The following is a 24,374-nucleotide window of genomic DNA, read 5'->3' as shown; positions in this document are numbered from 1 at the left end:
CGTGCAGATTTCGAACTACACTATTCAAATACCTTTGATCGCCTTCGGCCTAGAGCCAATGTGCTGGTGAGCGGGAGTCATTGTGCGTATCGCCTTTGTCTCGCTGGGAAGTCCCTTCAACCGCTCCTCTTGGAGCGGCATTCCCTATTACGCGCTGCGCGAGTTGAGCCGGCGCTTCAACGACCTCACCGTCATCGACACCCCGCGCCTCGATGAGAGCCTGCGCTACGCCTCCAGCCTGGCGGCGATCGGGGTGCTGGTCTCGCGCGAACCGATGGTCACCCGCGCCTTCGGCCACTGGCTCGACAAGCGCCTGGCCGAAACCGACGCCGACGCCGTGATCTCGATCGGCGCGGCCCACAAGGTCGCCTACATCGATCCCAAGTGGCCGGTGCTGCATGTCGCCGACGCCCTGTTCGGCCCGCTGGTCGACTACTATCCGAAGTATCGGCCGCTCAACGGGCGCAGCCGGCGCATCGGCAACGCGTTGCAGCGGCACCTGATCAATCGCAACCAGCCGATCATGCTGACCTCCGACTGGGCGGCGCGGTCGGCGGCGGAGTACTACGACGTCCCGACCGAGCGGTTCGGCGTGGCCCCGCTGGGCGCGAACTTCGATGTCGAGCCGGCCGCCTACACGCGCGCCTCCCAAGGTGACAAGCTGAAGCTCCTGTTCGTCGGCTACGACTGGCCGCGCAAGGGCGGCGCCCTGGTGCTGCAGGTGTTCCGCGAGTTGCGCCGGCACATCGAAGACGCCGAACTGCACATCGTCGGCTGCAAGCCGGCCGAGACCTTCGGCGTCGCCGGCGTCGTCCACCACGGCCATCTCAGCAAGACCGACCCCGAGCAGGCGGCGCAGCTGGAGAACCTGTTCCGCACCTCGTCCTTCCTGTTCATGCCCAGCCAGCAGGAGGCCTTCGGACTGGTCTACTGCGAGGCCTGCGCCTTTGGTCTGCCGTCGGTCGCCCGCGATACCGGCGGGGTCAGCGCCATCGTCCAGAACGGCTCCAACGGCCTGCTGTTCGCGGCTGACGCCGACGTCCAGGACTACGTGAACGGCATCCGTGAGATCTGGGCCGACGAGCCCCGCTACCTGGCCATGACCCGCGCGGCCCGCGCGGCGTTCGAGAACCGTCTGCGCTGGAACGTCTGGGGCGCGACGGTCGAGGCGGAGATCCGCGCCCTGGGGAGGAAGGTCAATGGCGACTGAGGTCGGTCGGGCCAAGCCCGCCATCCTGGTCAGCGGCGGCGCCGGCTACATCGGCAGCCACGCGGTCCTCGAACTGCTCGACGCCGGTTATCCGACCGTCGTCATCGACAACCTGGTCACCGGCTTCCGATGGGCGGTCGATCCGCGCGCGACCTTCGTCCAGGGCGCCATCGACGACGACGCGCTGGTCCGCCGCACCCTGCGCGAACACGCCATCGGCGGCGTGCTGCACTTCGCCGGGTCCACGGTCGCGCCGGAGTCGGTCGCCGACCCGCTCAAGTATTATCGCAACAACACCGCAGCCAGCCGCGCACTGCTGGAGAGCGTGATCGGCGAGGGCGTCCGCCACTTCGTCTTCTCCTCGACCGCCGCCGTCTATGGCGTAACGCCCGAACGGCCGGTGACAGAGCGCGATCGGGTCGAACCCGAGACCCCCTACGGCCGTTCAAAGCTCATGACCGAGCGGATGCTGGCCGACGTCGCCGCCGCGAAGGCGGACTTCAACTATTGCGCGCTGCGCTACTTCAATGTCGCGGGCGCGGACGCGCTCGGCCGGGCCGGTCCGTCCGGGATCGGCGCCACTCATCTGATGAAGGCCGCAGTCGAGGTGGCGGTCGGCAAGCGCGACGCGCTCATCGTCCACGGCGACGACTTCGCCACCCACGACGGCACCGGCGTGCGCGACTACATCCACGTCAGCGACCTGGCCGCCGTGCACATCCTCGCCCTCCAGCGTCTGTTCGACGAGCCGGGCGTCAGCCACGTGCTCAACTGCGGATACGGCCGCGGTCATTCGGTGCTCGACGTGGTCGGCGCGGTCAGCGCCGCCGCCGGCCGCCAGATCCCCTACGTCATCGGCGGCCGCCGCCCAGGGGACCTCGGCTCGGTCATCGCCGACAATGCGCGCATCCGGACCGAGTTCGCCTGGCGGCCGCGCTATGACGAACTGTCGGTCATCGTCGCCGACGCCCTGCGCTGGGAGCAGGAACTGGAACGGCGTAGGGCCTGAGCATGCCCGAGCCGGATCCCCCACGGTTGGAGCGCCTGCTGCAATTGGGGATCCTGCGGCTCCGCGAGCACTTCCTGCACCACGCCGAGCAGATCTTCCGCCAGATGCTGGCCGAGACCCCTGAGCACCCGCACGCCCAGCGGTTCCTCGGCGTGACCCTCTTCAAGCTCGGCCGCCGCGACGAGGGCGTCGAGCTCCTGCGGCAGGCCACCGCCGATCCCGACACCCCGCCCAAGGCCTGGGGCGACCTGGCCGCCGCCCTTCACCGGATGGGCGCCGACGACGAGGCGGCCAAGGCCTATGGCCGCGCCGTGCACGGGCCGCCGACGCCGCCGCCGGCCGATATCGCCTTCGCCACCGAGCGGGCGGTGCACGAGTTCAAGCTCTCGGACTATCCGTATCGCGCCATCGTGCGCTACGGCGCAGGACGCCCCTCGCACCCGCGGCTGATGGAACTCATCGACGCGCGGCGCGACAGCTACGTCCAGCAGTTCGCAGCCATCGCCGAGATCCAGGCCGACTTCGCCGACATCGCCTGGAACGGCCACTACGACTCCACCGAACCGTTCTGGATGAACGGCTGGTTCCCGCCGCTCGACGGCATGCTGCTGACCAGCATGCTGCGCCAGTTCAACCCCAACCGCTTCGTCGAGGTCGGGTCGGGCGTGTCGACCAAGTTCGCGCGCCGCGCGGTGCGTCGCTATGGCCTGCGGACCAAGCTCATCTCCATCGACCCGCAGCCGCGTAACGAGATCGACGGCATCTGCGACCAGGTCCTGCGCAAGCCGCTGGAGACTTGCGACCCGGCGATGTTCGACGTGCTCGATCCCGGCGACATCTTCTTTCTCGACTCGTCGCACCGCGCCTTCCAGGGCTCGGACGTCACCGCCTTCTTCCTCGACATCCTGCCGCGCCTGAAGCCGGGCGTGATCGTCCAGATCCACGACATCTATCTCCCCGACGACTACATCGGCGGCCACGTCGAGCGGCTCTGGAACGAGCAGTACCTGTTGGCCGCGGCGCTGCTGTTCGGTGCGGGGGCGTTCGAAATCCTGTTCCCGGCCTGGTACGCCGGCCAGGACCCAGCCCTGTCGGATCACGCGGCCAGCCTGTTCCGCGGCGGCCCGCTTGAGGGGCTGAACCTCTACGGCGCGTCCTTCTGGCTGCGCAAAGTCTAGCGCCGCGCTTCCGCACATTGCCAGGCTTGGCGGCCGCGGGCAGTTTGCGCGGCCCGGTCGCCCAGCCGCAGGGCCGCCGCTTCGAAACACCATGCGGCCAGGGAGATTCCATCGATGTCTGGCGCCCAAGCCTCCTCGCCGTCCAGCGAACTCGACCGTCTGCGCGAGGCCGCCTGCGAGGCCTGGATCTATGGTCTTCCGCTCATCGAGATCGCCGCCACGCGCGGCAGCAGCGTCGGCTTCGGCGGGTCGCTGAACACCTTCGGCCACATGCGCAACCTGGCCAATCACAAGATGCGGGCGGTCACCACGCCCAACAACGACACCCTCTACACCAGCGCCCAAATCGACCTCAGCGACGGCCCGGTGACCATTTCGCTTCCGGCCTCGGGCGAGCGCTATCTCTCGCTGGCCCTGATGGACGCCTACACCAACAACTTCGCGATCCTCGGCACCCGCACCACCGGTCCGGACGCGGTGACCTTCCGCCTGATCGGCCCGCAGGACACCAGCGAGGGCCCCAACACCCTGCGCTCGCCGACGAACCATGTCTGGGCCCTGGCCCGCATCCTGGTCGACGGTCCGTTCGACCTGGAAGCCGCCCGCGCCGTCCAGTCCGGCATTTCGCTACAGGGTCCGCCGGCGTCCGCCGCGCCAGTTCACGCCCGCCGCAGCGCGCCTTGGAACGAGTACTTCGCCAGCCTCGACGCCCTGCTGGTCGCCAACCCGCCGCCGGTCACCGATCTGGCCCTGCTGCGCCGGATCGCCGTGCTTGGTCTCGGCGGCGGCGAGTTCGACGCCTCGCGCTTCAGCGCCGACGAGGCGGCCGCCATCGAGGCCGGCATCGCTCAGGCCCGCACCATGATCCGCACCTCCGGCATCGGCGGCGTGAACTGGGTCGACGGCTGGTCCTATCCGCGCTCCGACCTCGGCGACTTCGGCCAGAGCTACGGCTATCGCGCCGCCGTCGCCCTGGCTGGCCTTGCGGCGCTGCCGCCGGTCGAAGCGATGTACATGCGCGGCAAGGGCGAGAGCCGCGGGCTCTACGACGGCGCCAAGGCCTGGCGCCTGCACTTCCCGGCCGACCGGCTGCCGGCCGTGGACAGCTTCTGGTCGCTCAGCCTCTACGAGGCGACGCCCGAGGGGCAGTTCTTCTTCGCCGACAATCCCATCGACCGATACGCGATCGGCGACCGCACCCAGGGCCTGACTTACAACGAGGACGGCTCGCTCGACATCTGGATCGGCCACGCCCATCCGGGCGAGGGCCGCGAAAGCAACTGGCTGCCGGCCCCCGACGGGCCGTTCGCGCTTTTCATGCGCGCCTACCTGCCCAAGGCCGCCATGCTCGAAGGCGACTATCGCCTGCCGCCGGTGACCGCGGCCTAGTGCACGCGCTCGAAGTGGCCGCAGAGCCGCTCGACCGCATAGACCGTGGTCCGCAGTTCGCGGGTCAGGACCGGGTTGAGCGTCTCGTCCGGGTCGACCACCCATAGCTCGCTGTTCTCGGCGCAGGTCGCCAGCAGCACACGCAGCGCCAGCATCAGGTCTTCCCAGATCGAGCGGTCGTTGTCGGGCCCGCCGTGCGGGTCCGACACGAACATCAGGTCGGCGAAGCGGCGCATCGCCCGCGACGCGTGGGCGACGTCCATGGCCAGGGGACTGGCCTCGAACTGCGGCGCAGTCATCAGGCGGCCGAACTCGCCGGGTGAAGCGCCGGCCCACAGCAGCCCCTCGTTGAGGCGATGCAGCGACTCGCTCAGCCGCAGCAGCCAGTAGGTCAGCTGATCCTGCTGCGAGAGGCCCGGATAAGGCGCGTCCACGAACGCCGCCACGTCAGGGATTGTCCGCCGGAGGGCCGCTGGCGAGGCACCGCTTGAGGGCGAATCCCAGCGACAACACCATGACAAGCCAGACCAACGACAGGCCGGCGATATAGGCGGCGATACTCATGGAAACACACGGGGGTAGACGAAACTCGCCCCATGGGTAGTCCAGGACCCTGGCCGACAGGTGTAAACTTCCGGCGCATTTACACTTGTTTACCAGCCCAAGCCGGACCATGGCTGTAGTTCTCAATGTGGCGCTGATCATTTGCGGCGTCGATGACGATCTCGATCGAGCATGCGTATGAGAATTGCGGCGTTGGAAGACGACGACGCCCAGAGAGAGGCGATCGCTCGCCTGTTGGTGAGCGGCGGGCATAACTGTCAGTGTTTTCACTTGGCCACGCCGCTGATCGCGGCGCTGCGTCGGGAAACCTTTGACCTGCTTGTGCTCGACTGGAACCTGCCCGACATGAGCGGGCTGGACGTGGTCGCTTGGGCGCACAAGAACCTGACGCCCTGCCCACCGATCCTGCTGCTGACCAGCCGCTCGGCCGAGGCCGACGTCGTCGCCGGCCTGAACGGCGGCGCCGACGACTACGTGGTCAAGCCGGTGCAGTCGGGCGTGCTGCTCGCCCGCGTCAACGCCCTGCTCCGCCGCAGCTATCCGGATCGCGCCACCGGCGGGATCGAGACCCACGGCGAGTACCGCTTCAACCTCCCGGCCGAGCAGGTCACCCGAAACGGCGAGCCCGTGCCGCTGACCGCCAAGGAGTTCGGCCTGGCGCTGCTGATGTTCCGCAACGTCCACCGGGCGCTGTCGCGCGGCCACATTCTCGAGGCGATCTGGGGCCGCAACCCGGACCTGCCGACCCGCACGCTCGACATGCACATCTCGCGCATCCGCTCCAAGCTGGAGCTGCGTCCGCAGAACGGCTACCGCCTGGCGCCGGTCTACAGCTACGGCTACCGGCTCGAACGGCTGACCGAAGAGGCTCCGGAAGAGGCCGCGGAATGATCTGGAAACCGGCGGCGGTCGCCGGCCTGGCGCTGCACGCGCTCGCCGTGGCGCCCGCCCTCGCGGCCGAGCCGGTGGAACGCTACGTCGTCCAGCCGGGCGACACGCTCTACGAACTTGGCCGACGCTACTTCGCCGGCGGCGACTACCGCGCCGTCCAGCGCCTGAACCGCGTCGCCGATCCGCGCCGGCTGAAGGTCGGCAGCCAGCTCAAGGTGCCGGCGCGTCTCCTGAAGATCACCCCGATCGAAGCCCGCGTCGCCGGCTTCCGCGGGGCGGTCACGGTCACCGCCGGCGGCCGCACCCTGCCGGTCTCCACCGGAATGATGCTCAAGGAAGGCGCCGTCGTCGCCACCGGGCCCAACGCCTTCCTGCGCCTCGACCTGCCGGACGGCACGCACCTGTCGCTGCCCTCCCAGAGCCGGGTGCGGCTGGGCAAGATGACCCTCGTCGAGATGACCGGCGTCGTCCGCCGCGACCTGCAGGTCCAGGGCGGGCGGCTGGAATCGGACGTCACCCCGCTGCGCGATCCGCGCGACAGCTACACCGTGCGAACGCCGATGTCGGTCTCGGCCGTGCGCGGCACCGAGTTCCGCGTCGCCTATGACGAACAGGCTGGCCGGGCCAGCACCGAGGTCATCGAAGGCCTGGTCGCGGTCAGGGCCGACCACGACGGCGCCGACGTCGCCGCCGCCCATGGCGCGGTCGCCACCGCTGACGGCGTCTCCGATCCGATCGTGCTCGCGCCCGCGCCGACCCTCGCCGAGCCGGGCAAGGTCCAGGACGAGCAGGCGGTGCGCTTCCAGATCGCCGCGCCGGCTACGACCCGCGGCTACCATGTGCGCGTGGCCATTGACGCCGGCTTCGTGGAGGTGCTCGAGGAGACCGCCGCCGAGGGCCAAACGGTGACGCTCGGCGAATTGCCCGACGGCGTCTACTTCCTGCGGCTGACGGCGCTGGACGACAACGGCCTGCTTGGCCTGCCCGCCACCTACGCCTTCCAGCGGCGACTCAACACCCTGCGCGCCGACACGCCCGTCGCCTCGCGCGACGGCGGCGTGCGCCGCTACAAGTTCCGCTGGCAGGCCGGCGGCGCCGGCGAGCGCACCTACCGGCTCCAGCTCCTGCGCGAAGGCGCAGACGCGCCCGTCGTCGACGAGGCCGGCCTGACCCTGCAGGAATTGACCGTCACCGACCTGGCGCCCGGCGTGTACAACTGGCGCGTGATGTCGCGGACCTTCGCCGGCGGGGGCTACTACGAGAAATGGACGCCCCTCGAGCGGTTCGAAATCGGCCGTTGAGCCCGCGCGCCGGCAAGCCTGCGGCCTGGTCCGCGCGCCGGCGGGTGATCGCCGAGTGGGCGCTGGTGGCGCTGGCCGTCTCGGCCCTGGTCGCGGTCCTGGTGCTGACCCGGGCGACCGAGCGCGCCGACAACGTGGTCTTCGACACCGTCTCGGGCTGGGGCGTGCGCGCGCCGCACGAGGACATCGTCGTCGTCGCCATCGACAACCGCAGCATCGCCGAGCTCGGCCGCTGGCCCTGGCCGCGCGCCCGCCACCAGGCGCTGCTTGAAACCCTGGCCGGCTACGGTCCGCGCGCGATCGCCTACGACGTATTGCTGGTCGAGCCCGACCCGACGCCGGGCGCCGACCACGCCCTGGCCGGGGCGCTGGGCGCCGGGCCGCCGGTCTTCCTGCCGCTGACCTTCGACGTCCCCGGGCCGAACGGCGCGCCCTTCGAAGTGCTTGGCCCCATCGCGCCGCTGGCCGCCGGGGCCGCCGGCCTCGGTCAGGTCAACGTGGACTTCGACAGCGACGGCGTCATCCGCCGCACCTACATGCTCGAGCGCGACGGCGCCCGGGCCTGGCCGCACCTGATGGCGTTCATGCAGGCCGCCGCCGCCGGGAGCGCGCTTCCGGCCAGCGCCGGGGTCGCGCCGGGCCCGGCCCGCGCCCCGCTGATCCGGGAACAGCCGCTGCTGATTTCGTTCGCCGGCCCGCCCGGCCACTTCCGCACCGTCTCCTTCGTCGACGTCGTCAACGGCGCCACGCCGGCCGACTTCCTCAAGGACAAGCTGGTCCTGGTCGGCGCCACCGCCGACGGCCTCGGCGACCGCTACGCCACGCCGCTGTCGCACCACACCGAGATCATGTCGGGCATCGAGCTGCAGGCGAACCTGCTCGACACCCTGCTGACCGGGCGCGCCATCGCCCCGGCCGGCCCCGGCCAGTTGCTGGCCTTCTCGCTGACCCCGCTGGGCCTGGCGCTGGCCGGCTTCCTGCTGCTGCGGCCGCGCGCCAACCTGCTGCTCGGCGGCGGCCTGCTGGTCGCGACCATCGTCGCCAGCGCCATGCTGCTGCTCCAGGCCCAGGTCTGGGCCCCGCCCACCGCCGCGCTCGCCGGCCTGCTGCTGGTCTATCCGCTGTGGAGCTGGCGGCGGCTCGAGGCGACCAGCGCCTACATGCTGCAGGAGCTGCGCGCCTTCTCCCAGGAGCCCGACCTGCTCTCGGCCCTGGCTCAGCGCCGCGGCGGCCCGCCGACCGACGTCATCGACCGCCAGGTGGCGCTGATGCACGCGGCCATCGACCGCGCCCGCGACCTGCGCCGCCAGGTGCTCGACGCTCTGCAGGGTCTGCCCGACGCCACCCTGGTCACCGGCCTCGACGGCCAGGTGCTGATCGCCAACCGCGAAGCCGAGGCCCTGTTCGGCGGCGACCCTGTCGATCGCCCGGTCGCCGATCTCATCGCCGGCCTGTCGAGCGAGGCGCCGGCCCTCGACCTCGCCGCCGAGGCCGCCGACGTCGAAATGTCGGTCCCCGACGGCCGCAGCTTCGCAATCCGCCGCACCCCGCTCAGCGAGGCCGGCGGCGCCCAGGTCGGCTGGATCGTCCGCTTCACCGACGTCACGGCCCTGAAGGACGCCGGTCGCCAGCGCGAGCACATCCTCGAACTGCTGACCCACGACATGCGCTCGCCGCAGGTCTCGATCCTCACCTTGCTCGGCAGTTCGGAGGCCAAGGCCGCCGTCGCCGCCCCGGTCGCCGACCGCATCGCCGGCTATGCGCGGCGCACCCTGTCGCTGGCCGACAACTTCGTGAATCTGGCCCGCGCCGAAGCCGACGCCTATACGGTCGAGGTGCTCGATCTCGGCGACGTCCTGCTCGATGCGGTCGACGATCTCTGGCCGCAGTCCTCGGCCCGCCAGGTCAGCGTCGTGGCGGCCGAGACCGACGGCGAAGTGCTGGTCGAAGGCGACCGCGCCCTGCTGACCCGCACCCTGATCAACCTCGTCGACAACGCCATCAAGTACTCGCCGCCCGGCGGCCGGGTCGACTGCGCCGTACGGGTCGAGGGCGAGAGCGCGGTCTGCACCATCTCCGACCAGGGCGAGGGCATGACCCCCGTCCAGGTCGCCAACCTGTTCAAGCGCTTCCACCGCGTCCGCCCCAAGGGCGGCGAGCGCATCGACGGGGTCGGTCTGGGCCTCTCCTTCGTCCACGCCGTCATCCAGCGGCACGGCGGGCGCATAGACTGCGCCAGCACCCTGGGTCAGGGCTCCAGGTTCACCGTCCGTCTGCCGTTGGCGCGCGCCTAGGGCGCCGGGGCCAGCGCCCCAGCCACCGCGGTGTTTAGACTCTCCGAGGCCTCGCCGCAGTCAGGCGCGCGGCCCTTGACGCTGGCGCGCACGCGATAGGCCTCGGCGCCGCTGGCCGCCTCCACGACCCGCGCCGTCAGCGTGCAGAGCTGGCGGCTGCGCGGCGCCCACCACGGGCGTTCCTGCGGCGGCGCGACCCAGGCGGCGGGCGCGGCGTCGGCGGCTGGTCGGGGGCCGGCATAGGCCCCGACCTTCTGCGGTCGCTCGCTGTAGCTCAGTTCCACCAGATAGCCGTCGCCCGGCGTCTCGCGCACGGCCAGGCCCGCAGCCTGCAGCTTCTCGGCCACCGGCCGGCCGGCGCCGTCGTCGGGCGCCAGCGCCAAGCCGCGGGCCCGCAGATCCGGCCGTGCGCCGCTCTCGACCACGTCGATCCTGTTGGAAGCACAACCCGCCAGCAGCAGAGCGCCGACGCACGCGACCGAGGCTCTAATCATCTCGACCCAGACTTGGACATGCCCCGAGTATGGCGATTTCACCCGGCGAGTAAATCACGCGGCCGCCCAGCTCGACGCAGCGAGACCGCCCACGCTCCCGCCTAGGTGGCGCCGGCTAGCAGCGCTAGCAACGGCTGTCCGCAAGTTGCGTAAATTGCGAAAATTGCAACCCGGCCGGGGCTCGGCGGCAATCTACAGCTCTGCTTCAAATCGTCGCCGAATTCAGCCATAGGGCGAGAAGTCCGCCGAGACGCGTGAACGCGCTCAACCCGCCCAGACCCGCGAGCACAACCGAGACTGAGGCCGCAAGGCGCCGATCCTGAGGCGAAATCGGCCGATATCTCGCCTTTCCGCGGTCTGCACGCCCCGATTTATTCGCCGATCCAAGCTTTCGGAGCGCGAGTACTCGAGAGCCGCAGAACGCGTTCGCTGAGCATGCTCGGCTGTCGTCGGCCAACGCGCCAACAGTACTCTTTTCAAAGGAGAATTATGGGCCTTAACTTCCTTTGAATCCAAAGCGATCCTCGGAGCCTTCACTCCGCCGGCGGACCTTTGGGTGAGGAGACCACAATGTCTGCTGAACCTTCAAACAAGACTCCCGATCCCATGGACGTGGCGCTCGGCGCGGCGGTCCGGATCCGGCGAAGGACAATCGGCATGTCGCAAGAAGCGCTTGCCGAGCAGTGCGGCGTAAGCTTCCAGCAGATCCAGAAATACGAGAACGGCGCCAACCGGATCTCGTTCTCCCGGCTCGTTCAGATTGCACGCGCGTTGCGATGCCGGGTTGTGGACCTGATGGACGTTCTGGACACCCCGGCCGGCGAAGGCGACGTCGACCTGCTCAGCCGGATGCGCACGCCAGGCGCGCTGGAGCTGCTGAGCGCCTTCGAACGCCTGCCGCAGGAAGCCAGGTCCTCCCTGGTCAATCTGCTGCGGGTGATGACCGACCCCGAGGCCGGCCAGCGGACGCGCCAGAAGGAAGTGGCCTGAACGAAACGAGCGCCGGCCCTATCAGACCGGCGCTCGTCGTCGCATCTTTATATGTCGCTGGCGTCTAGAGCGGCTTGAGATCGACCGCGGCGATCTTGCCGCGTTCCTCACGCTCGACGAACTCCAGCTTCTGACCCTCGTTCAGGCCGCGCAGGCCCGCACGTTCGACCGCGGAGACGTGGACGAAAACGTCCTTGCCCCCGTTGTCCGGCTGGATGAAGCCGTAACCCTTGGTGGTGTTGAACCACTTGACCGTCCCGGTGGCCATAACGCTTTCGTCTCCCTGACTAGCGTCCAAACAGGACGCGCGCACAGCGCGCCCCGCAACAATCTCAAGTCTGGGAAGGCTGGTTCGGTCCGCAAAGGCGGGGGGAATGAACGTCTGCAGGCCCAAGTCCGGATTGCGGGCCAAATTTTTGCACACGGCCAGGCTGGGCGGTCAACAGAGAACGCGGGTCAATTTTCCGCCAGGACTTTGTCGATCAGGGCCTTGGCGTCCTTGCCCGACCAATCGGCATCGCCGGCCAGCCGGCCGCGCTCGACCCCGTCGGCGCCATAGATCACCGTCGTCGGCATGCCCGCCGCCGGCGGCTTGAAGGCGAACGGCAGGGCCATCTTCGGGTCGTGATAGAAGGCCAGCGGCGCGTGCTTGGCGATGAAGGCGCGGGCCTTGTCGGCGTCCTGCGGGCGGTCGACGCTGATCGCCACCACCTGGACGGGCTTGCCCTCATAGCTGGCGGCCAGCTTGGCCAGGGTCGGCATCTCGATCACGCACGGCCCGCACCAGGTGGCCCACAGATTGACGATCGTCACCTGCCCCTTGAAGTCGGCGATGCGCTTGGGCGCGCCGTTGGCGTCCAGGAAGCTGGTGGCCGGCGGCGAAGTCGCTTCGAGCGGTGTCACGAACTTGGCCATCTCGCCCTTGGCGAGAGACTTCAGGTCGGTTTCCCGCTGGGGGTTTATGGAAGCCTGGGCGATGATGTAGACAACCGCGGCGACGCCGGCGACGGCGACGCCCCGAAGCGCCCATTTCAACGGGAAGGCCTTGGGTTCTCCAGCGGCTTTCTCGGCAGACTTCTCGTTCATATGACGCACTCTTCCTCGACTGGCGCCGACGGCGCGGCGCAAGCGCCCCAAGACGGGGGCCAGGCCATGTGGGGCGGACGGTTCTCGTCCAAGCCGGCCGAACTAATGCAGGCGATCAACGTCTCCATCGGCTTCGACAAGCGGCTTGCGGCCCAGGACCTGGCCGGCTCCCGTGCGCACGCGGCGATGTTGCTCAAGCAGGGCGTGATTACAAGCGAGGACGAGGCCGCCATCCAGGGCGGGCTGCAGGCGATCGAGGCCGAGATCGCCGCCGGGACCTTCCCGTTCCGCGACGAGTACGAAGACATCCACATGAATGTCGAGGCGCGGCTGCGCGAGCTGATCGGCCCGGCGGCCGGCCGGCTGCACACCGCCCGCTCGCGCAACGACCAGGTGGCGCTCGACTTCCGGCTCTGGGTCCGCGACGCCTGCGACCGCACGGTCCACCAGATCCAGGCGCTGCAGCGCGCCCTGATCGCCAAGGCCGAGCCGCACGCGGCGACCCTGATGCCGGGCTTCACCCACCTGCAGCCGGCCCAGCCGGTGACCTTCGGCCACCACCTGATGGCCTATGTCGAGATGTTCGGCCGCGACGCCTCGCGCTTCGCCGACGCCCGGGCGCGGATGAACGAGTGCCCGCTGGGCGCCGCCGCCCTCGCCGGCTCGCCGTTCCCGATCGACCGCCACGCCACCGCCCAGGCCCTGGGCTTCGCCGCCCCGACCGCCAACTCGCTGGACAGCGTCTCGGACCGCGACTTCGCGATCGAGAGCCTGTCGGCCGCCAGCCTCTGCGCCGTGCACCTCTCGCGCCTGGCCGAAGAGATCGTGATCTGGATGACGCCGCAGTTCGGCTTCGTGAAGCTGACCGACGCGTTCACCACCGGCTCGTCGATCATGCCGCAGAAGAAGAACCCGGACGCCGCCGAGCTGATCCGCGCCAAGGTCGGCCGGGTGCTGGGCTCGCTGACCCAGCTGACCGTGGTCATGAAGGGCCTGCCGCTGACCTATTCGAAGGACATGCAGGAGGACAAGGTCCCGACCTTCGAGGCCTTCGACGCGCTGGAGCTGTCGCTGGCCGCGATGGCCGGCATGGTCGCCGACCTCGAGCCGAACGCCGAACGGATGGCCGCCGCCGCCGGCGCCGGCTTCTCGACCGCGACCGATCTGGCCGACTGGCTGGTGCGCACCCTCGACATGCCGTTCCGCGACGCCCACCATGTGACCGGGGCCGCCGTGAAGAAGGCTGAGGGCCTGGGCGTCGATCTGCCCGGCCTGCCGCTCGCCGAACTGCAGGCCATCGAGCCGCGGATCACCGCGGCCGTCTTTGACGTGTTGACGCCGCAGGCGTCGGCCGCCAGCCGCATGAGCTACGGCGGAACGTCGCCGCAACAGGTCCGCGCCCAGATCGCGCGTTGGAAGGAGAAGCTCTGATGAACCTTCATCCCCTCGCCGCGATCGCCTTGATCGGCGCGGCCGCCCTGGCGGGCTGCGGCAAGATGGGCGAGCTCGAACGCCCCGGCCCGATGTTCGGCAAGGGCTCGGGCGCCGACGCCGGCGCCGACCCGGCCCGCGCCGTGCGCACCGTCGACCCGCGCACCCGCGACGACCGGCCCGCGCCGCCGCGCACCCTGCCGATCGACTCCGCCCAGAACCCGACCGCCAGCGCCCCGCAAGGCGCCCTGCCCGACCCGTACGCGAACCCGCGATGAATCATTTTGAGCTGAAGGGCGACGAGCTCTTCTGTGAGGGCGTGTCCCTGGCCGACGTCGCTTCGGCGGTCGGCACCCCGGTCTATGTCTATTCCACCGCCACCTTCGAGCGGCACTACACCGTGCTGCGCGACGCCCTGGTGACCGAAGGCATCAAGGGCGACGACGGCGGCGACCCGCTGATCGCCTTCGCGGTCAAGGCCAACTCCAACCTCGCCGTGCTGCGGACCCTCGCCAAGCTGGGCGCGGGCGCCGACACGGTCTCCGAGGGCGAGGTCCGCCGCGCCCTGGCCGCCGGCATTCCTCCTGAGAAGATCGTCTTCTCCGGGGTCGGCAAGACCGAGGGCGAACTCGCCTTCGCGCTCAAGGCCGGGGTCGGCGAGATCAACGTCGAGTCCGAGCCGGAGATGCGCCTGGCCAGCCAGGTCGCCCAGTCGCTGGGGACCCGCGCCACCATCGCCATCCGCGTCAATCCGGACGTCTCGGCCGGCGGCCACGCCAAGATCTCCACCGGCAAGTCCGACAACAAGTTCGGCGTCTCGTTCTCCGAGGCCGAGCGGCTGTACGCCAACGCCTCCAACGACGCGGGCCTCAATCCCGTCGGGGTCACCTGCCACATCGGCAGCCAGATCACCGACCTCGAACCGATGGCCCAGGCCTTCGCGAAGATGCGCGGCCTCGTCGAGCGCCTGCGCGGCGAGGGTCTGGCGGTCAAGCGCCTCGACCTCGGCGGCGGCCTCGGCGTGCCCTACTTCAATCAGCCCGAACCGCCTTCGCCCGCCGACTATGCGCGGATGATCGCCAAGACCATGAACGGCCTCGACGTCGGCTACGCCTTCGAGCCCGGCCGCATGATCGCGGCCAACGCCGGCGTCCTTCTGGCCCGCGTGCAGCACATCCACGAGCGGCCCGAGGGCAAGAAGTTCGTCGTGCTCGACGCGGCGATGAACGACCTGATCCGCCCGGCGATGTACGACGCCTACCACGAGATCGTCCCGGTCCACCCGCGCGAGGGCGAACCGGTGGTCTATGACGTGGTCGGGCCGATCTGCGAGACCGGCGACACCTTCACGCGCGAGCGGGCCCTGCCGCCGCTGCGGGCCGGCGACCTCGTCGCCTTCCTCAGCGCCGGCGCCTACGGCGCGGTGATGTCCAGCGAGTACAACAGCCGCCTGCTGGTCCCCGAAGTGCTGGTCAAGGGCGGCGCCTACGCCGTCGTGCGCCCGCGCCCGACCTACGAGGACATGCTGGCCCGCGAGGCGTCGGCGCCCTGGCAATAACAAGGCAAGGGCTGAAGGAGCCCAGCGACCTTCCGGCTTCGCAGCCTGCCGAGGATTAATGCTTACCACACGAGCTTGGCCATATGGTCGCGGGGTAACAGCGGCAGGCCCTGCAAGTGCATTGGAAAGAGATCGTCGACGACGGCCGTCCGGGCGTCACCCTGGACATGACGAAGCAGAGCTGGAAACACCGCGTCGTCATGTCGGCGATGGCCGGCATGCTGCTGTTCGTGGCGCTAGGGTCCGTCGCCGTGCTCTGCTGGACCGCCGCCAGCGCCGTCCTTGAGGCTTGGCTGATAATCGCTCGCGCCCGCTTCCAGCGCGGAGGCCGGGCCTTGTCGCGTGTCGAGCGACTGGCTCCGGTCGTGCTCTACGGCGCGTCGTGGTCGGCGATGGCCGCCATCTGTTGGACCTGGGGCAGCCCGCCCATCCAGTTCGCCGCGTTGCTGATGCTGTTCGGCCTACTGATCGCCTCGCTCAAGTACACTTCGCTCAGCCGTGCCTCGTTCATCTTCCTGGCCCCCTTCCCGCTGCTGGCTCTCGGCCTGCCGCCGCTCCTGTTCGGTGGGTTCAAGGGCCTGGACCTGGCGATCGTAGCATTCTCGCTCGTCGCCCTCGCCGCCTGCGTCGTAAACGTCGCCCGAACCATACGCGACAACGCCCTCGCGCTCGAGAAGGCCCAGGCCGAGGCCTTGGAAGCGAGCCGCGCCAAGTCGGCCTTCCTGGCCATGATGAGCCACGAGCTGCGCACGCCTATGAACGGGGTGCTCGGCATGGCGCACGCCCTGGCCGGCACAAAACTCGGGCGCCAGCAGACCGACTATCTCGACATGATCATCCAGTCCGGCGATGGCCTGATGGCGATCCTCAACGACATCCTCGACCTATCGAAGATCGAGGCCGGCAAGCTGAACCTCGAAAGCGTCGCCTTCGACCTCGAGAAGATGGGCCGTCAGACCTTCCTGCTTTGGGGCGAGACCGCCCGTCAGAAGGGCCTCGAGCTGTCGCTCGACATCGACGCCGACGCGCCGACCTGGCTGGTCGGCGATCCGGTGCGCGTGCGCCAGATCCTGCTCAACCTCATCTCCAACGCCCTGAAGTTCACCGAGCAGGGCTCGGTCGCCGTCCGCATCGCCGGTCTCGCCCCGCAGGGGATAGAGATCATCGTCACCGACACCGGCCTCGGCATGCGCCGCGACCAGCAGGAGAAGCTGTTCCAGGCCTTCTCGCAGGCCGAGGTCTCGACCACCCGCCGCTATGGCGGGACCGGGCTTGGCCTCTCCATCTGCCGCCAGCTGGCGGAAATGATGGGCGGCGCGATTTCGGTGGAAAGCGAGCCGGGCTCGGGATCGACGTTCCGCGTCGCTCTGCCGCTGCCCGCCGGCGCGGCGCCGGCGCCGGCCCAGGCCGCCCCCGACACCGTCAGCCTCGAAGGCCGACGAGTGCTGGTCGTCGACGACAACAAGGTCAATCAGGCCGTCGCCCGCGCCATCCTCGAGGCCGCCGGTGCTGTGGTCAGCCTCGCCGACGACGGGCTCGACGGCCTGGACGTGCTTCGCGCCCGCCATGTCGACGTGGTGCTGATGGACGTCCACATGCCGCGCATGGACGGAATCGAGGCCCTGCGCCGCATCCGCGCCGGAGAGGCCGGTCCGCGCGGCGTTCCGGTCCTGGCGCTAACCGCCGACGCCATGTCCGACGAATGCGAGCGGCTGATCGCCCAAGGCTTCGACGACGTCCACCCCAAGCCGATCCAGCCGGCCGAGCTGATGTTCACCGTCGCGGCCTGGTGCGCGCGCGGCGACCAGGCGGCCGTGCTCGCGGCCAGCGCCGCCTAGTCCATCGCCCCGATGTAGGGCAGGCCGCGCAGCGCGCCGGCCGCGTCCATGCCGTAGCCGACCAGGAACCGGGCCGGCGCCTCCCAGGCCACGAAGTCGGGGACGATCGCCCGCGGCGTCGGCCAGGGCTTGCTGGCGAACACCGCGGTCAGCACCCGGCTGGCGCCGGCGTCGCGCACCAGGCGGTGCGCCTCCGACAGCGACAGGCCGGTGTCGATGACGTCGTCGATGACCAGGGCCGTGCGCCCGGCCAGCGGCCGCTGCAGATCGGCCCGCACCTCGCAGCGCCCGAGGCTGGCGCGCTCGTCGCCGTACGAGGCCAGCCACAGCGCGTCGAAGCGCACGAAGCGCCCGGCCCGCGCCAGCGCCCGCGTCAGGTCCGACGCGAACCACAGCCCGCCGGTCAGCAGGCAGACGGCCACCGTCTCGTCGTCGATCGCCGGCGCGATCTGGCGGGCCAGCGCCTCGACGCGATCGGCCACCTCCTGTTCGGTCAAGAGGACGGTCGGGGCGTCAGTCATGGGTCGGCAGCGCGTCGGGGCTGCCCGGCGGCAGCGGTTGGGCTTCGACCGGCGCCAGCGCAGGCGGTTCGGCGGCGGGACGCAGGGTTGGGCCGGCCGGCTTGGCGGCGGCCGGGGCCGGGTCGCCCTGCTTGACGTTCAGGTTCACCGGCTCGCGCGGCGCGAACGCCACCTCCAGCTCCTTGGCGCTCGCCGGCGGGTCGAGCAGCGCGATCGCGAAGTGGCGGGTCTCGCCCGGCGGGATGCGCGCATCGGCCGGACGGGCGATCTTGGTCGCCACCGGCTTGCCATCGGCGTCCAGCAGGCTGATGCGCAGCGGCGGGGTCACCACCGGCTCGTTCTCGATGTTGCGGATCATGCCCGAGACCGACAGCGCCGCATGCCCGTCCTGCAGCGACGGCTCGAAGCGCACGCCCTCGATGACCAGCCCCAGGCTGTTCACCGGCAGGCCGACGCCGGCATAGGCGCTGGCCGTGCGCGGCCACAGCCGCACGACGTCGACGCGGAAGATGATCCCCAGCGCGATCATCAGCACCAGCGCCGCGGCCATGCCGGCCCAGATGACGCCGGTCGCCGCCGCCTCGCGCACGCGCCGGTCGGTGTCGGCCTTGGCCCGGAACGCGCGCGGCAGCTCGTCGCCGCTCAGTTCGCGCGCCGGCTTCTCGACGGCCGGTTCCGGCGCGGGCTCGCGCGCCACCGCGCCCTCTTCCTCGGAGGTCGCGAGTTCCAGCGAGTCTTCAGGATCCGCGGGGGTCGCAGTCCAGCGCGCGCCGCAACTGGCGCACTTCACCAACCGGCCATCCGTGGGGATCTTGGAATCGTCCACGAAATAGCTGGTGGCGCAGTCTGGACAGGTCAGTATCATGACAGCCGAATCGGACGCTCCAGCAACCTCCACCGAGGTCGCCGATTTCGGTCTCCATGTCCAGAAACCCGAACGCCACAGGCGCCACCGACGCCGATCACGCCGTTGTCCGCTTCGATGATGTGTCGATGCGCTATGGCCGCGCCCCCGAGACTTTGAAGGACCTGACGTTCTCCCTGCAGCCGGGGTCATTCCACTTCGTGACCGGCGCTTCGGGAGCGGGCAAGACCTCGCTGTTGAAGCTTCTGTTCCTGGCGGCCAAGCCGTCCAAGGGACTCATGCACCTGTTCGGCCAGGACGTCTCGACAATCGCGCGCGAGGCCCAGCCCTTCCTGCGCCGCCGCATCGGGGTGGTGTACCAGGAGTTCAAGCTGCTCGATCACCTCTCGGTGTTCGATAACACCGCCCTGCCGCTGCGCATCGAGGGCCGCAAGCCCGACACCTATCGCGACGACGTCGCCGAACTGCTGGCCTGGGTGGGTCTCAAGGACCGCATGCACGCCATGCCCGCGACCCTGGCCGGCGGCGAGCGCCAGCGGCTGGCCATCGCCCGCGCCGTGGTCAACCGGCCCGAGATCCTGCTGGCCGACGAGCCGACCGGCAACGTCGATCCCGAGATGGCGCTGCGCATCCTCAAGCTGTTCGTCGAGCTGAACCGCCTCGGCGCCACCGTGCTGTTCGCCACCCACGACCAGGACCTTGTCGCCCGCTCGGGCATGCCGGTGCTGCACCTGGAACGCGGCCGCCTGGTCGCGCAGGGAGCCCGGCGATGAGCGACTTCGACGTCGCCCGCTGGCGGCCCGCCCCGTTCCTGCCGGAGTCCGACGCCCGCGACGGCTCGCTGACCTTCGTGGTGGCGGTGCTCTGCTTCCTGGCCTGTCTGACCCTGCTGGCGGTGCTCGCCGCCGACCGCGCCGCCCGCGACTGGACCGACCAGCTCGAAGGCCAGGCGACGATCATCGTGCGGCCCAAGGCCAACGAGACTCCGGACGGCGCGGCCGCCCGCGCCGCCGAGACCCTGGCCGGGGTCGACGGGGTCGCCGAGGCCCGCGCCATCGAGCGCGAGAAGGCCGAGGCGCTGATCGCCCCCTGGCTCGGCGACGCCGATCTCTCCGACCTGCCGGTGCCGCGGCTGGTCGCCGTCCAACTCACTCGCGAGCGCCCGGCCAGCGCCGCCACCCTCGACCAGGCGCTGAAGGCTCAGGGCCTCGACGCCGTCGTCGACGACCACTCGGTGTGGATGGCCGACATCCAGCGTTCGGCCCGCACCGCCCGCTGGGTCGGGCTGGCGGTGTTCGGTCTGATCGCCGTGGCCGCCGCCGCGGTGGTCGCCTTCGCCACCCGCGCCGGCCTCGCCGCGCGCCGCGAAGTGGTCGAGGTGCTGCATCTCTCCGGGGCCGAAGACAGCTTCATCGCCCGCCTGTTCCAGGCTCGCTTCGCCCGTATGGCGGCGCTGGCGGGCTTGTTTGGAGCCGGCGGGGCGGCGATCATGGGAGCTCTGTTGCGTTTGGCGGGTGGAGGCCAAGGTTTGACGCCGGTGCTGCCGATCGCTTGGATCGATCTGTTGTCGGTCCTGCCCGCGCCGCTGGTGGCCGGCGGCGTCGCGGCCCTCGCCGCGCGCTTCACCGCCCAGGCCATGGTCCGGGAGCTTTCGTGAAAGGCCTGACCGCCCTCCTCGTCGTCGCCGCCATCTGGGCGGCCGGCCTGCTGGCCTTCGCCGAGCGGGTCGAGCGCTCGACCCCGGCGCCGCAGCCGCCCGTGGCCGACGGCGTCGTCGCCCTGACCGGCGCCGGCTCCAACGAACGCATCGGCGCCGCCATGGAGTTGCTGGCCGACGGCAAGGCCCGCCGCATGCTGGTCTCCGGCGTCAGCCGCGAGGCCTCGCGTGAGGATATCCGCGTGGTCAGCCGCGCCGTGCGCCGGCTCTACGACTGCTGCGTCGACCTCGGCTTCGACGCCGCCAACACCCTCGGCAACGCCCGCGAGACCCAGGAGTGGGCGCGGGCCATGCGCTTCGACAGCCTGATCGTGGTCACCGCCGACTACCACATGCCGCGCGCCATGCTCGAACTGCGCGGCGCCATGCCCGACAAGCGCCTCACCCCTTATCCGGTCGCCACCTCGGTGATGAACGCCGGCCGCTGGTGGCGCACCAGCGGCGCCGCCCGGCTGATGGTGACCGAGTACTGCAAGTACCTGGCGATCCTGGGCCGCGAAGCGGTGCTGGGCCTCGGCCCCCGCAACGAACCGGCCGCGCCGAAGAAAGGCTGACCTGCTTGACCACCCTCCGCTCCCTGGCGTTCGCCGTCCTGTTCTATCTGTGGTCCGTCCTGGTCGCGGTCGGCTGCGCGATCGTCGTCCTGCCGGCCCCGCGCAGCTGGTGCACGGAGATGATGCGCGGCTGGGCCAGGGGCATCATCGTCCTGCTGCGCGTCGTCTGCGACATCAAGGTCGAAGTCCGCGGCCGCGAGCACATGCCGACCGGCGCGGCCCTGCTGGCGCCCAAGCACCAGTGCATGTTCGACGTCTTCGCCCAGTTCGCCTTCATGCCGGACGCCTGCTTCGTCATGAAGAAGGAGCTGATGTGGATCCCGTTCTTCAGCTGGTACGCGATGAAGGCCAAGATGATCGTCGTCGACCGCGAGGGTCACTCCGCCGCCCTGCGCAAGCTGGTCAAGGACGCCCAGGAACGCTTCGCCGAACACCGCCAGGTGATCATCGCCCCTGAGGGCACCCGCACCGCGCCCGGCGCGCCGCCCGACTACAAGCCCGGCATCGCCGCGCTCTACCGCGAGATCGACGTGCCGGTGCACCCGATCGCCACCAACGCCGGCGTCCACTGGCCCAAGCACGGCTTCACCCGCAAACCGGGCACCATCGTCTTCGAATACCTCGAGCCGATCCAGCCGGGCCTCAAGCGCGCCGAGTTCATGCGCACCCTGCAGGAGCGCACCGAAGCCGCCTCGAACGCGCTGCTGACGCTGTGATCCCTTTGAATACTCCCCCTCTGGGGAAGCTGGCGGCCGAACGGCCGGCTGAGGGGGACTTTGACTCGACGCGGATGCGCCCTCACCGGGCCTAGCGGCCCGGAGCTCCCCCAGAGGGGGAGCATTTAAAGGTCACCGCGCCAGCTCGCGCGCCTCGACCATGCCGAGCAGCTTCTCCATCGCCGCGTCGTGCACGCCCATCTCGCAGAGGTGGACGACCAGGTCGCGCAGATAGTCGACATTGCGGCCCGACAGCCCATGGGCTCCGGCGATCAGCTCGGCCTGCCGCTCCAGCGACAGCGCCCCGGCCCACTGCGGATGGTGCACGTCGGACAGGAAGACCAGCGTCTCGACCCGATGGCCGTTCGCCAGCCGGATATTGGCCTTGGCCTCGACATAGGTCTCGGTCGGCTGCTCGCGCTCGCGCAGGTATTCATAGGTCGCCGGCCAGTGCTCCTCGGCGACCCGATAGGCCGCGCCGCGCACCGCGCCGCCCGGCGCCAGGCCCAGCACCAGGCCCGGCCGCTGGTAGGTGCCGCGATGGTGCACCGAATAGATGCAGAAGGCGCGCCGCCGCCCGTGTAGGGTGGCGCTCTGGCGCTCGACGAACTCGAACCCCGGACGCCACATCAGCGACCCGTAACCGAAGACCCAACGCTCAACCGACATGGCCCGCCGCGACAATCCCGCTCCGTCTTCCTCCCCTGTGCCCGATCCGGCGCACCACCGCAAACCCCGACGCGCGGCGCTCTACATCCCGTTCATCATCGCCGGGGTCGCCGCCATCGGCTGGAGCGGCCTTTGGGTCTACGCCCGCGGCGAGGCGGACAAGCGGCTCGAAGCCGGCGCCGAACAGCTGCGAAAGGCCGGCTACGACGTCGCCTGGAGCCACAAGCGGATCTACGGCTACCCGTTCCGGCTCAACATCCAGCTCGACGACGCCAAGGTCCGCGAGCCGTCCGGCTGGGCGCTGGCTGCGCCGAAGCTCGAAGCCCAGGCGTTCATGCACGGCCTGTCGACCTGGGTGCTGGCCACGCCGGGCGGCCTGACCTTCACCCGCCCGGTCGGCGGCCCGGTCGAGATCAAGGGCGACGTGATCCACGCCAGCCTCGCGGGCCTCGACCAGCCGCTGCCGCGCTTCTCGTTCGAAGGGACCAAGCTGACCTTCGCGCCGACCCCGGGCGCCCAGCCGTTCGCGCTGTCGGCCGCCGACAAGGTCGAATTCCACTTCCGGCCCGGTCCCGACGACCAGGCCGCGGTGTTCTTCAAGGTCGACGCCGGCGTCGCCCGGCTCTCGGGCCTCTTCGCCCGCGTCGCCGGCGACAAGCCGATCTCGATCTCGTGGGACTCGCTGCTCTCCAAGATCAGCGCCTTCCAGGGCGCCAACTGGCCCGAAGCCGTCCGCGCCTGGACCACCGCCGGCGGCCGCATGACGGTGCGCCAGGCCGGGATCACCGCCGGCGAGGCGGTGGTCGGCGCCCAGTCCGGCGTGCTCAGCGTCGGCTATGACGGCCGCTTGAACGGCTCGCTCGACGTCACCCTGCGCGAAGCGCCCAAAGCTCTCGGCGCCATGGCCGAGACAGGGGTGATCCGCCCCGAGGCCGCAATCGCCGCCTCGGCCGTCGCCGCCGCCCGCCAGGGCAATGACGACGTCGCCCGGGCCAACGTCACCTTCCAGGCCGGCCAGACCACGCTGGGACCGGTCGCCATCGGCCCGGCCCCGAAGGTCTACTAGCCATGCCTGCGCCCAAGGTCGCCGGGTCCTGCCTCTGCGGCGCCGTGCGCTTCGAGGTCGAAGGCGCATTCGACGCCTTCTTCCTCTGCCACTGCTCGCGTTGTCGGAAGGGCGGCGGATCGGCCCATGGCGCCAATCTGTTCGCGGCCGGCGCGCAGTTGCGTTGGCTGAGCGGCGAGGCGGACGTGAAGACCTACCGCGTGCCCGGCACGCGCCACGAGCGCAGCTTCTGCACCTCGTGCGGCTCGGCGCTGCCGGACGTCCAGATGGACGGCGCCTTCGTCAAGGTGCCTGCCGGCAGCCTCGACAGCCCCGTCGACATCCGCCCCACCGCGCACATCAGCTGGGCCAGCCGCGCCGACTGGGACGCCGACCTCGACGCCATCCCCAAGCTCGACGGCCTTCCCGGCTGAGCTAGCCCGCCAGCTCCGCCGCGCACATCGCCCGGAACTGCGCCAGGCTGTCGGCCCGCTCGGGATGCAGCGCGCCCAGCACCTCGATCGTGAAGGTCACCGGCGCCGAGCCGGCCGCCGTCACCAGCGTCCCGTCGCGCACCGCCGTCGGGGTGTCGACATAGAGGTCCCAGGCCCGATAGCCGGGCGTGTAGCAGCGCATGAAGTCGAGCGCGTTGGAGGTGTGGCGCCGGCTGTCCAGCAGGCCCGCGCGCGCGGCCGCCACTGTCCCGGCGCAGATCGCCCCGACCACCTTGCCGGCCTCGTCGGCCGCCCGCAGCACCGGGGCGATGTCGGGCGCGTCGTCGCCGGTCCAGCCGTCCGATCCGACCACGACCAGGGCGTCGTAGGCGTCCGGCGTCAGGTCCTCGATGGCCGATCCCGGATCGATGGTCATGCCGCCCATCGAGGTGACCGGCCGTCCGCCCGGCGTGTGGAACGACGTCGCCCCGTCGAAATAGGCGCGAGCCGCGGCGCTGAGCTGCGCGTGCTCCCAGTCGGCGAAATTGTCGATGACGATGAAGGCGATGTGCTTGCCCATGGCGATACTCCAGACCCGCGATGACGAAACGCATCATCGC

At 70.3% G+C, this 24,374-nt stretch carries 26 protein-coding genes; 18 read left to right on the top strand and 8 right to left on the bottom strand.

Annotation, left to right across the window (positions count from 1 at the left end; translation table 11 throughout):
• The first annotated feature begins 82 nt into the window (after window positions 1-82).
• From AC1Q87_RS14090 to AC1Q87_RS14075, 4 genes are all read left to right on the top strand, one after another.
• Window positions 83-1,210 carry a glycosyltransferase family 4 protein gene (locus tag AC1Q87_RS14090; RefSeq protein WP_492609553.1) on the top strand — a complete coding sequence of 376 codons (1,128 nt, stop codon included), beginning with the start codon at window positions 83-85 and terminating at the stop codon, window positions 1,208-1,210.
• Complete coding sequence (galE, locus tag AC1Q87_RS14085; protein ID WP_492609552.1) at window positions 1,200-2,219, top strand: UDP-glucose 4-epimerase GalE; 1,020 nt, start codon at window positions 1,200-1,202, stop codon at window positions 2,217-2,219. The genes AC1Q87_RS14090 and galE overlap by 11 nt, the downstream gene beginning before the upstream one ends.
• Before the next feature lie 2 nt (window positions 2,220-2,221).
• Window positions 2,222-3,397: a class I SAM-dependent methyltransferase gene (locus AC1Q87_RS14080; RefSeq protein WP_492609551.1), complete on the top strand. Its 1,176-nt coding sequence runs from the start codon at window positions 2,222-2,224 to the stop codon at window positions 3,395-3,397.
• Between the two features lie 114 nt (window positions 3,398-3,511).
• Window positions 3,512-4,786, top strand: coding sequence for a DUF1254 domain-containing protein (locus AC1Q87_RS14075; RefSeq protein WP_492609550.1), 1,275 nt, complete (start codon window positions 3,512-3,514; stop codon window positions 4,784-4,786).
• Here the strand turns inward: AC1Q87_RS14075 and AC1Q87_RS14070 are convergent.
• Entirely contained in the window at window positions 4,783-5,232 is a 450-nt protein-coding gene (locus tag AC1Q87_RS14070) for a hypothetical protein (protein ID WP_492609549.1), read from the bottom strand. The two genes, AC1Q87_RS14075 and AC1Q87_RS14070, sit on opposite strands and share 4 nt — an antisense overlap.
• Before the next feature lie 289 nt (window positions 5,233-5,521).
• Here AC1Q87_RS14070 and AC1Q87_RS14065 point away from each other — a divergent pair, with 289 nt between their 5' ends.
• From AC1Q87_RS14065 to AC1Q87_RS14055, 3 genes are read left to right on the top strand one after another with little or no spacing between them, the layout of a single operon-like run.
• Window positions 5,522-6,241: a response regulator transcription factor gene (locus tag AC1Q87_RS14065; protein ID WP_246370814.1), complete on the top strand. Its 720-nt coding sequence runs from the start codon at window positions 5,522-5,524 to the stop codon at window positions 6,239-6,241.
• Window positions 6,238-7,542 carry a FecR domain-containing protein gene (locus tag AC1Q87_RS14060; protein WP_492609548.1) on the top strand — a complete coding sequence of 435 codons (1,305 nt, stop codon included), beginning with the start codon at window positions 6,238-6,240 and terminating at the stop codon, window positions 7,540-7,542. The genes AC1Q87_RS14065 and AC1Q87_RS14060 overlap by 4 nt, the downstream gene beginning before the upstream one ends.
• A complete protein-coding gene (locus AC1Q87_RS14055; protein ID WP_492609547.1) occupies window positions 7,539-9,836 on the top strand; it encodes a CHASE2 domain-containing protein in 2,298 nt (765 codons plus the stop codon). Before AC1Q87_RS14060 ends, AC1Q87_RS14055 begins: the two co-directional genes overlap by 4 nt.
• Here the strand turns inward: AC1Q87_RS14055 and AC1Q87_RS14050 are convergent.
• A complete protein-coding gene (locus AC1Q87_RS14050; protein ID WP_492609546.1) occupies window positions 9,833-10,372 on the bottom strand; it encodes a hypothetical protein in 540 nt (179 codons plus the stop codon). The two genes, AC1Q87_RS14055 and AC1Q87_RS14050, sit on opposite strands and share 4 nt — an antisense overlap.
• Before the next feature lie 528 nt (window positions 10,373-10,900).
• Between AC1Q87_RS14050 and AC1Q87_RS14045 the strand changes: the two genes are divergently transcribed.
• Complete coding sequence (locus AC1Q87_RS14045) at window positions 10,901-11,320, top strand: helix-turn-helix domain-containing protein (protein ID WP_436060193.1); 420 nt, start codon at window positions 10,901-10,903, stop codon at window positions 11,318-11,320.
• A 64-nt stretch (window positions 11,321-11,384) separates the two neighbouring features.
• On the opposite strand, the gene AC1Q87_RS14040 is transcribed toward AC1Q87_RS14045, so the two are convergent.
• The gene (locus AC1Q87_RS14040) at window positions 11,385-11,588 is read right to left on the bottom strand and encodes a cold-shock protein (RefSeq protein ID WP_492609545.1); all 204 of its coding nucleotides are present in this window, start codon (window positions 11,586-11,588) and stop codon (window positions 11,385-11,387) included.
• A 188-nt stretch (window positions 11,589-11,776) separates the two neighbouring features.
• The gene (locus tag AC1Q87_RS14035) at window positions 11,777-12,406 is read right to left on the bottom strand and encodes a TlpA family protein disulfide reductase (RefSeq protein WP_492609544.1); all 630 of its coding nucleotides are present in this window, start codon (window positions 12,404-12,406) and stop codon (window positions 11,777-11,779) included.
• Here AC1Q87_RS14035 and argH point away from each other — a divergent pair, their 5' ends adjacent.
• From argH to AC1Q87_RS14015, 4 genes are all read left to right on the top strand, one after another.
• Window positions 12,407-13,837 (top strand): argininosuccinate lyase, encoded by a 1,431-nt coding sequence (argH, locus tag AC1Q87_RS14030; RefSeq protein ID WP_492609543.1) that lies wholly within the window; start codon window positions 12,407-12,409, stop codon window positions 13,835-13,837.
• The gene (locus tag AC1Q87_RS14025) at window positions 13,837-14,115 is read left to right on the top strand and encodes a hypothetical protein (protein WP_492609542.1); all 279 of its coding nucleotides are present in this window, start codon (window positions 13,837-13,839) and stop codon (window positions 14,113-14,115) included. The genes argH and AC1Q87_RS14025 overlap by 1 nt, the downstream gene beginning before the upstream one ends.
• Window positions 14,112-15,395 (top strand): diaminopimelate decarboxylase, encoded by a 1,284-nt coding sequence (gene lysA, locus AC1Q87_RS14020; RefSeq protein ID WP_492609541.1) that lies wholly within the window; start codon window positions 14,112-14,114, stop codon window positions 15,393-15,395. The genes AC1Q87_RS14025 and lysA overlap by 4 nt, the downstream gene beginning before the upstream one ends.
• A gap of 116 nt (window positions 15,396-15,511) precedes the next feature.
• Window positions 15,512-17,233: an ATP-binding protein gene (locus tag AC1Q87_RS14015; protein ID WP_492609540.1), complete on the top strand. Its 1,722-nt coding sequence runs from the start codon at window positions 15,512-15,514 to the stop codon at window positions 17,231-17,233.
• On the opposite strand, the gene AC1Q87_RS14010 is transcribed toward AC1Q87_RS14015, so the two are convergent.
• Complete coding sequence (locus AC1Q87_RS14010; RefSeq protein WP_492609539.1) at window positions 17,230-17,754, bottom strand: phosphoribosyltransferase; 525 nt, start codon at window positions 17,752-17,754, stop codon at window positions 17,230-17,232. The two genes, AC1Q87_RS14015 and AC1Q87_RS14010, sit on opposite strands and share 4 nt — an antisense overlap.
• The gene (locus tag AC1Q87_RS14005; RefSeq protein ID WP_492609538.1) at window positions 17,747-18,619 is read right to left on the bottom strand and encodes a DUF3426 domain-containing protein; all 873 of its coding nucleotides are present in this window, start codon (window positions 18,617-18,619) and stop codon (window positions 17,747-17,749) included. The genes AC1Q87_RS14010 and AC1Q87_RS14005 overlap by 8 nt, the downstream gene beginning before the upstream one ends.
• 56 nt (window positions 18,620-18,675) lie before the next feature.
• On the opposite strand from AC1Q87_RS14005, the gene ftsE reads away from it, so the two are divergent.
• From ftsE to AC1Q87_RS13985, 4 genes are read left to right on the top strand one after another with little or no spacing between them, the layout of a single operon-like run.
• On the top strand, window positions 18,676-19,392 hold the full coding sequence (gene ftsE / locus AC1Q87_RS14000; RefSeq protein ID WP_492609537.1) for a cell division ATP-binding protein FtsE: 717 nt from the start codon (window positions 18,676-18,678) through the stop codon (window positions 19,390-19,392).
• Window positions 19,389-20,276 carry a cell division protein FtsX gene (locus AC1Q87_RS13995; RefSeq protein WP_492609536.1) on the top strand — a complete coding sequence of 296 codons (888 nt, stop codon included), beginning with the start codon at window positions 19,389-19,391 and terminating at the stop codon, window positions 20,274-20,276. Before ftsE ends, AC1Q87_RS13995 begins: the two co-directional genes overlap by 4 nt.
• Window positions 20,273-20,890, top strand: coding sequence for a YdcF family protein (locus AC1Q87_RS13990; protein WP_492609535.1), 618 nt, complete (start codon window positions 20,273-20,275; stop codon window positions 20,888-20,890). Before AC1Q87_RS13995 ends, AC1Q87_RS13990 begins: the two co-directional genes overlap by 4 nt.
• 5 nt (window positions 20,891-20,895) lie before the next feature.
• Window positions 20,896-21,606: a lysophospholipid acyltransferase family protein gene (locus AC1Q87_RS13985; RefSeq protein WP_492609534.1), complete on the top strand. Its 711-nt coding sequence runs from the start codon at window positions 20,896-20,898 to the stop codon at window positions 21,604-21,606.
• Between the two features lie 132 nt (window positions 21,607-21,738).
• Here the strand turns inward: AC1Q87_RS13985 and AC1Q87_RS13980 are convergent, their stop codons facing one another.
• Entirely contained in the window at window positions 21,739-22,275 is a 537-nt protein-coding gene (locus AC1Q87_RS13980; RefSeq protein WP_492609533.1) for a gamma-glutamylcyclotransferase, read from the bottom strand.
• Here AC1Q87_RS13980 and AC1Q87_RS13975 point away from each other — a divergent pair.
• Together AC1Q87_RS13975 and AC1Q87_RS13970 are read left to right on the top strand one after the other, a co-directional pair.
• Window positions 22,274-23,341, top strand: a complete 1,068-nt coding sequence (locus AC1Q87_RS13975; protein ID WP_492609532.1) for a DUF2125 domain-containing protein — start codon at window positions 22,274-22,276, stop codon at window positions 23,339-23,341. The two genes, AC1Q87_RS13980 and AC1Q87_RS13975, sit on opposite strands and share 2 nt — an antisense overlap.
• A 2-nt stretch (window positions 23,342-23,343) precedes the next feature.
• Window positions 23,344-23,754: a GFA family protein gene (locus AC1Q87_RS13970; protein ID WP_492609531.1), complete on the top strand. Its 411-nt coding sequence runs from the start codon at window positions 23,344-23,346 to the stop codon at window positions 23,752-23,754.
• 1 nt (window position 23,755) lies between these two features.
• On the opposite strand, the gene AC1Q87_RS13965 is transcribed toward AC1Q87_RS13970, so the two are convergent.
• Window positions 23,756-24,334 carry a DJ-1/PfpI family protein gene (locus tag AC1Q87_RS13965; protein ID WP_492609530.1) on the bottom strand — a complete coding sequence of 193 codons (579 nt, stop codon included), beginning with the start codon at window positions 24,332-24,334 and terminating at the stop codon, window positions 23,756-23,758.
• Between the last annotated feature and the right edge of the window lie 40 nt (window positions 24,335-24,374).

This window comes from Phenylobacterium sp. GW823-FHT02A09, assembly GCF_058797775.1.
Note: the sequence above shows the minus strand (reverse complement) of the source record. Positions and strands in the feature narration are given on the sequence as shown.

Bases quoted from the DNA above. Each gene is read 5' to 3' on its own strand.
- AC1Q87_RS14045 (WP_436060193.1), top strand. From the start codon at position 10,901: ATGTCTGCTGAACCTTCAAACAAGACTCCCGATCCCATGGACGTGGCG.
- argH (WP_492609543.1), top strand. From the start codon at position 12,407: ATGACGCACTCTTCCTCGACTGGCGCCGACGGCGCGGCGCAAGCGCCC.
- AC1Q87_RS14025 (WP_492609542.1), top strand. From the start codon at position 13,837: ATGAACCTTCATCCCCTCGCCGCGATCGCCTTGATCGGCGCGGCCGCC.
- AC1Q87_RS14065 (WP_246370814.1), top strand. From the start codon at position 5,522: ATGCGTATGAGAATTGCGGCGTTGGAAGACGACGACGCCCAGAGAGAG.
- galE (WP_492609552.1), top strand. From the start codon at position 1,200: ATGGCGACTGAGGTCGGTCGGGCCAAGCCCGCCATCCTGGTCAGCGGC.
- AC1Q87_RS13965 (WP_492609530.1), bottom strand. From the start codon at position 24,334: ATGGGCAAGCACATCGCCTTCATCGTCATCGACAATTTCGCCGACTGG.
- AC1Q87_RS13995 (WP_492609536.1), top strand. From the start codon at position 19,389: ATGAGCGACTTCGACGTCGCCCGCTGGCGGCCCGCCCCGTTCCTGCCG.
- AC1Q87_RS14040 (WP_492609545.1), bottom strand. From the start codon at position 11,588: ATGGCCACCGGGACGGTCAAGTGGTTCAACACCACCAAGGGTTACGGC.
- AC1Q87_RS14035 (WP_492609544.1), bottom strand. From the start codon at position 12,406: ATGAACGAGAAGTCTGCCGAGAAAGCCGCTGGAGAACCCAAGGCCTTC.
- AC1Q87_RS14080 (WP_492609551.1), top strand. From the start codon at position 2,222: ATGCCCGAGCCGGATCCCCCACGGTTGGAGCGCCTGCTGCAATTGGGG.
- ftsE (WP_492609537.1), top strand. From the start codon at position 18,676: ATGTCCAGAAACCCGAACGCCACAGGCGCCACCGACGCCGATCACGCC.
- AC1Q87_RS14075 (WP_492609550.1), top strand. From the start codon at position 3,512: ATGTCTGGCGCCCAAGCCTCCTCGCCGTCCAGCGAACTCGACCGTCTG.
- AC1Q87_RS14060 (WP_492609548.1), top strand. From the start codon at position 6,238: ATGATCTGGAAACCGGCGGCGGTCGCCGGCCTGGCGCTGCACGCGCTC.
- AC1Q87_RS13980 (WP_492609533.1), bottom strand. From the start codon at position 22,275: ATGTCGGTTGAGCGTTGGGTCTTCGGTTACGGGTCGCTGATGTGGCGT.
- lysA (WP_492609541.1), top strand. From the start codon at position 14,112: ATGAATCATTTTGAGCTGAAGGGCGACGAGCTCTTCTGTGAGGGCGTG.
- AC1Q87_RS14010 (WP_492609539.1), bottom strand. From the start codon at position 17,754: ATGACTGACGCCCCGACCGTCCTCTTGACCGAACAGGAGGTGGCCGAT.
- AC1Q87_RS13975 (WP_492609532.1), top strand. From the start codon at position 22,274: ATGGCCCGCCGCGACAATCCCGCTCCGTCTTCCTCCCCTGTGCCCGAT.
- AC1Q87_RS14005 (WP_492609538.1), bottom strand. From the start codon at position 18,619: ATGATACTGACCTGTCCAGACTGCGCCACCAGCTATTTCGTGGACGAT.
- AC1Q87_RS13970 (WP_492609531.1), top strand. From the start codon at position 23,344: ATGCCTGCGCCCAAGGTCGCCGGGTCCTGCCTCTGCGGCGCCGTGCGC.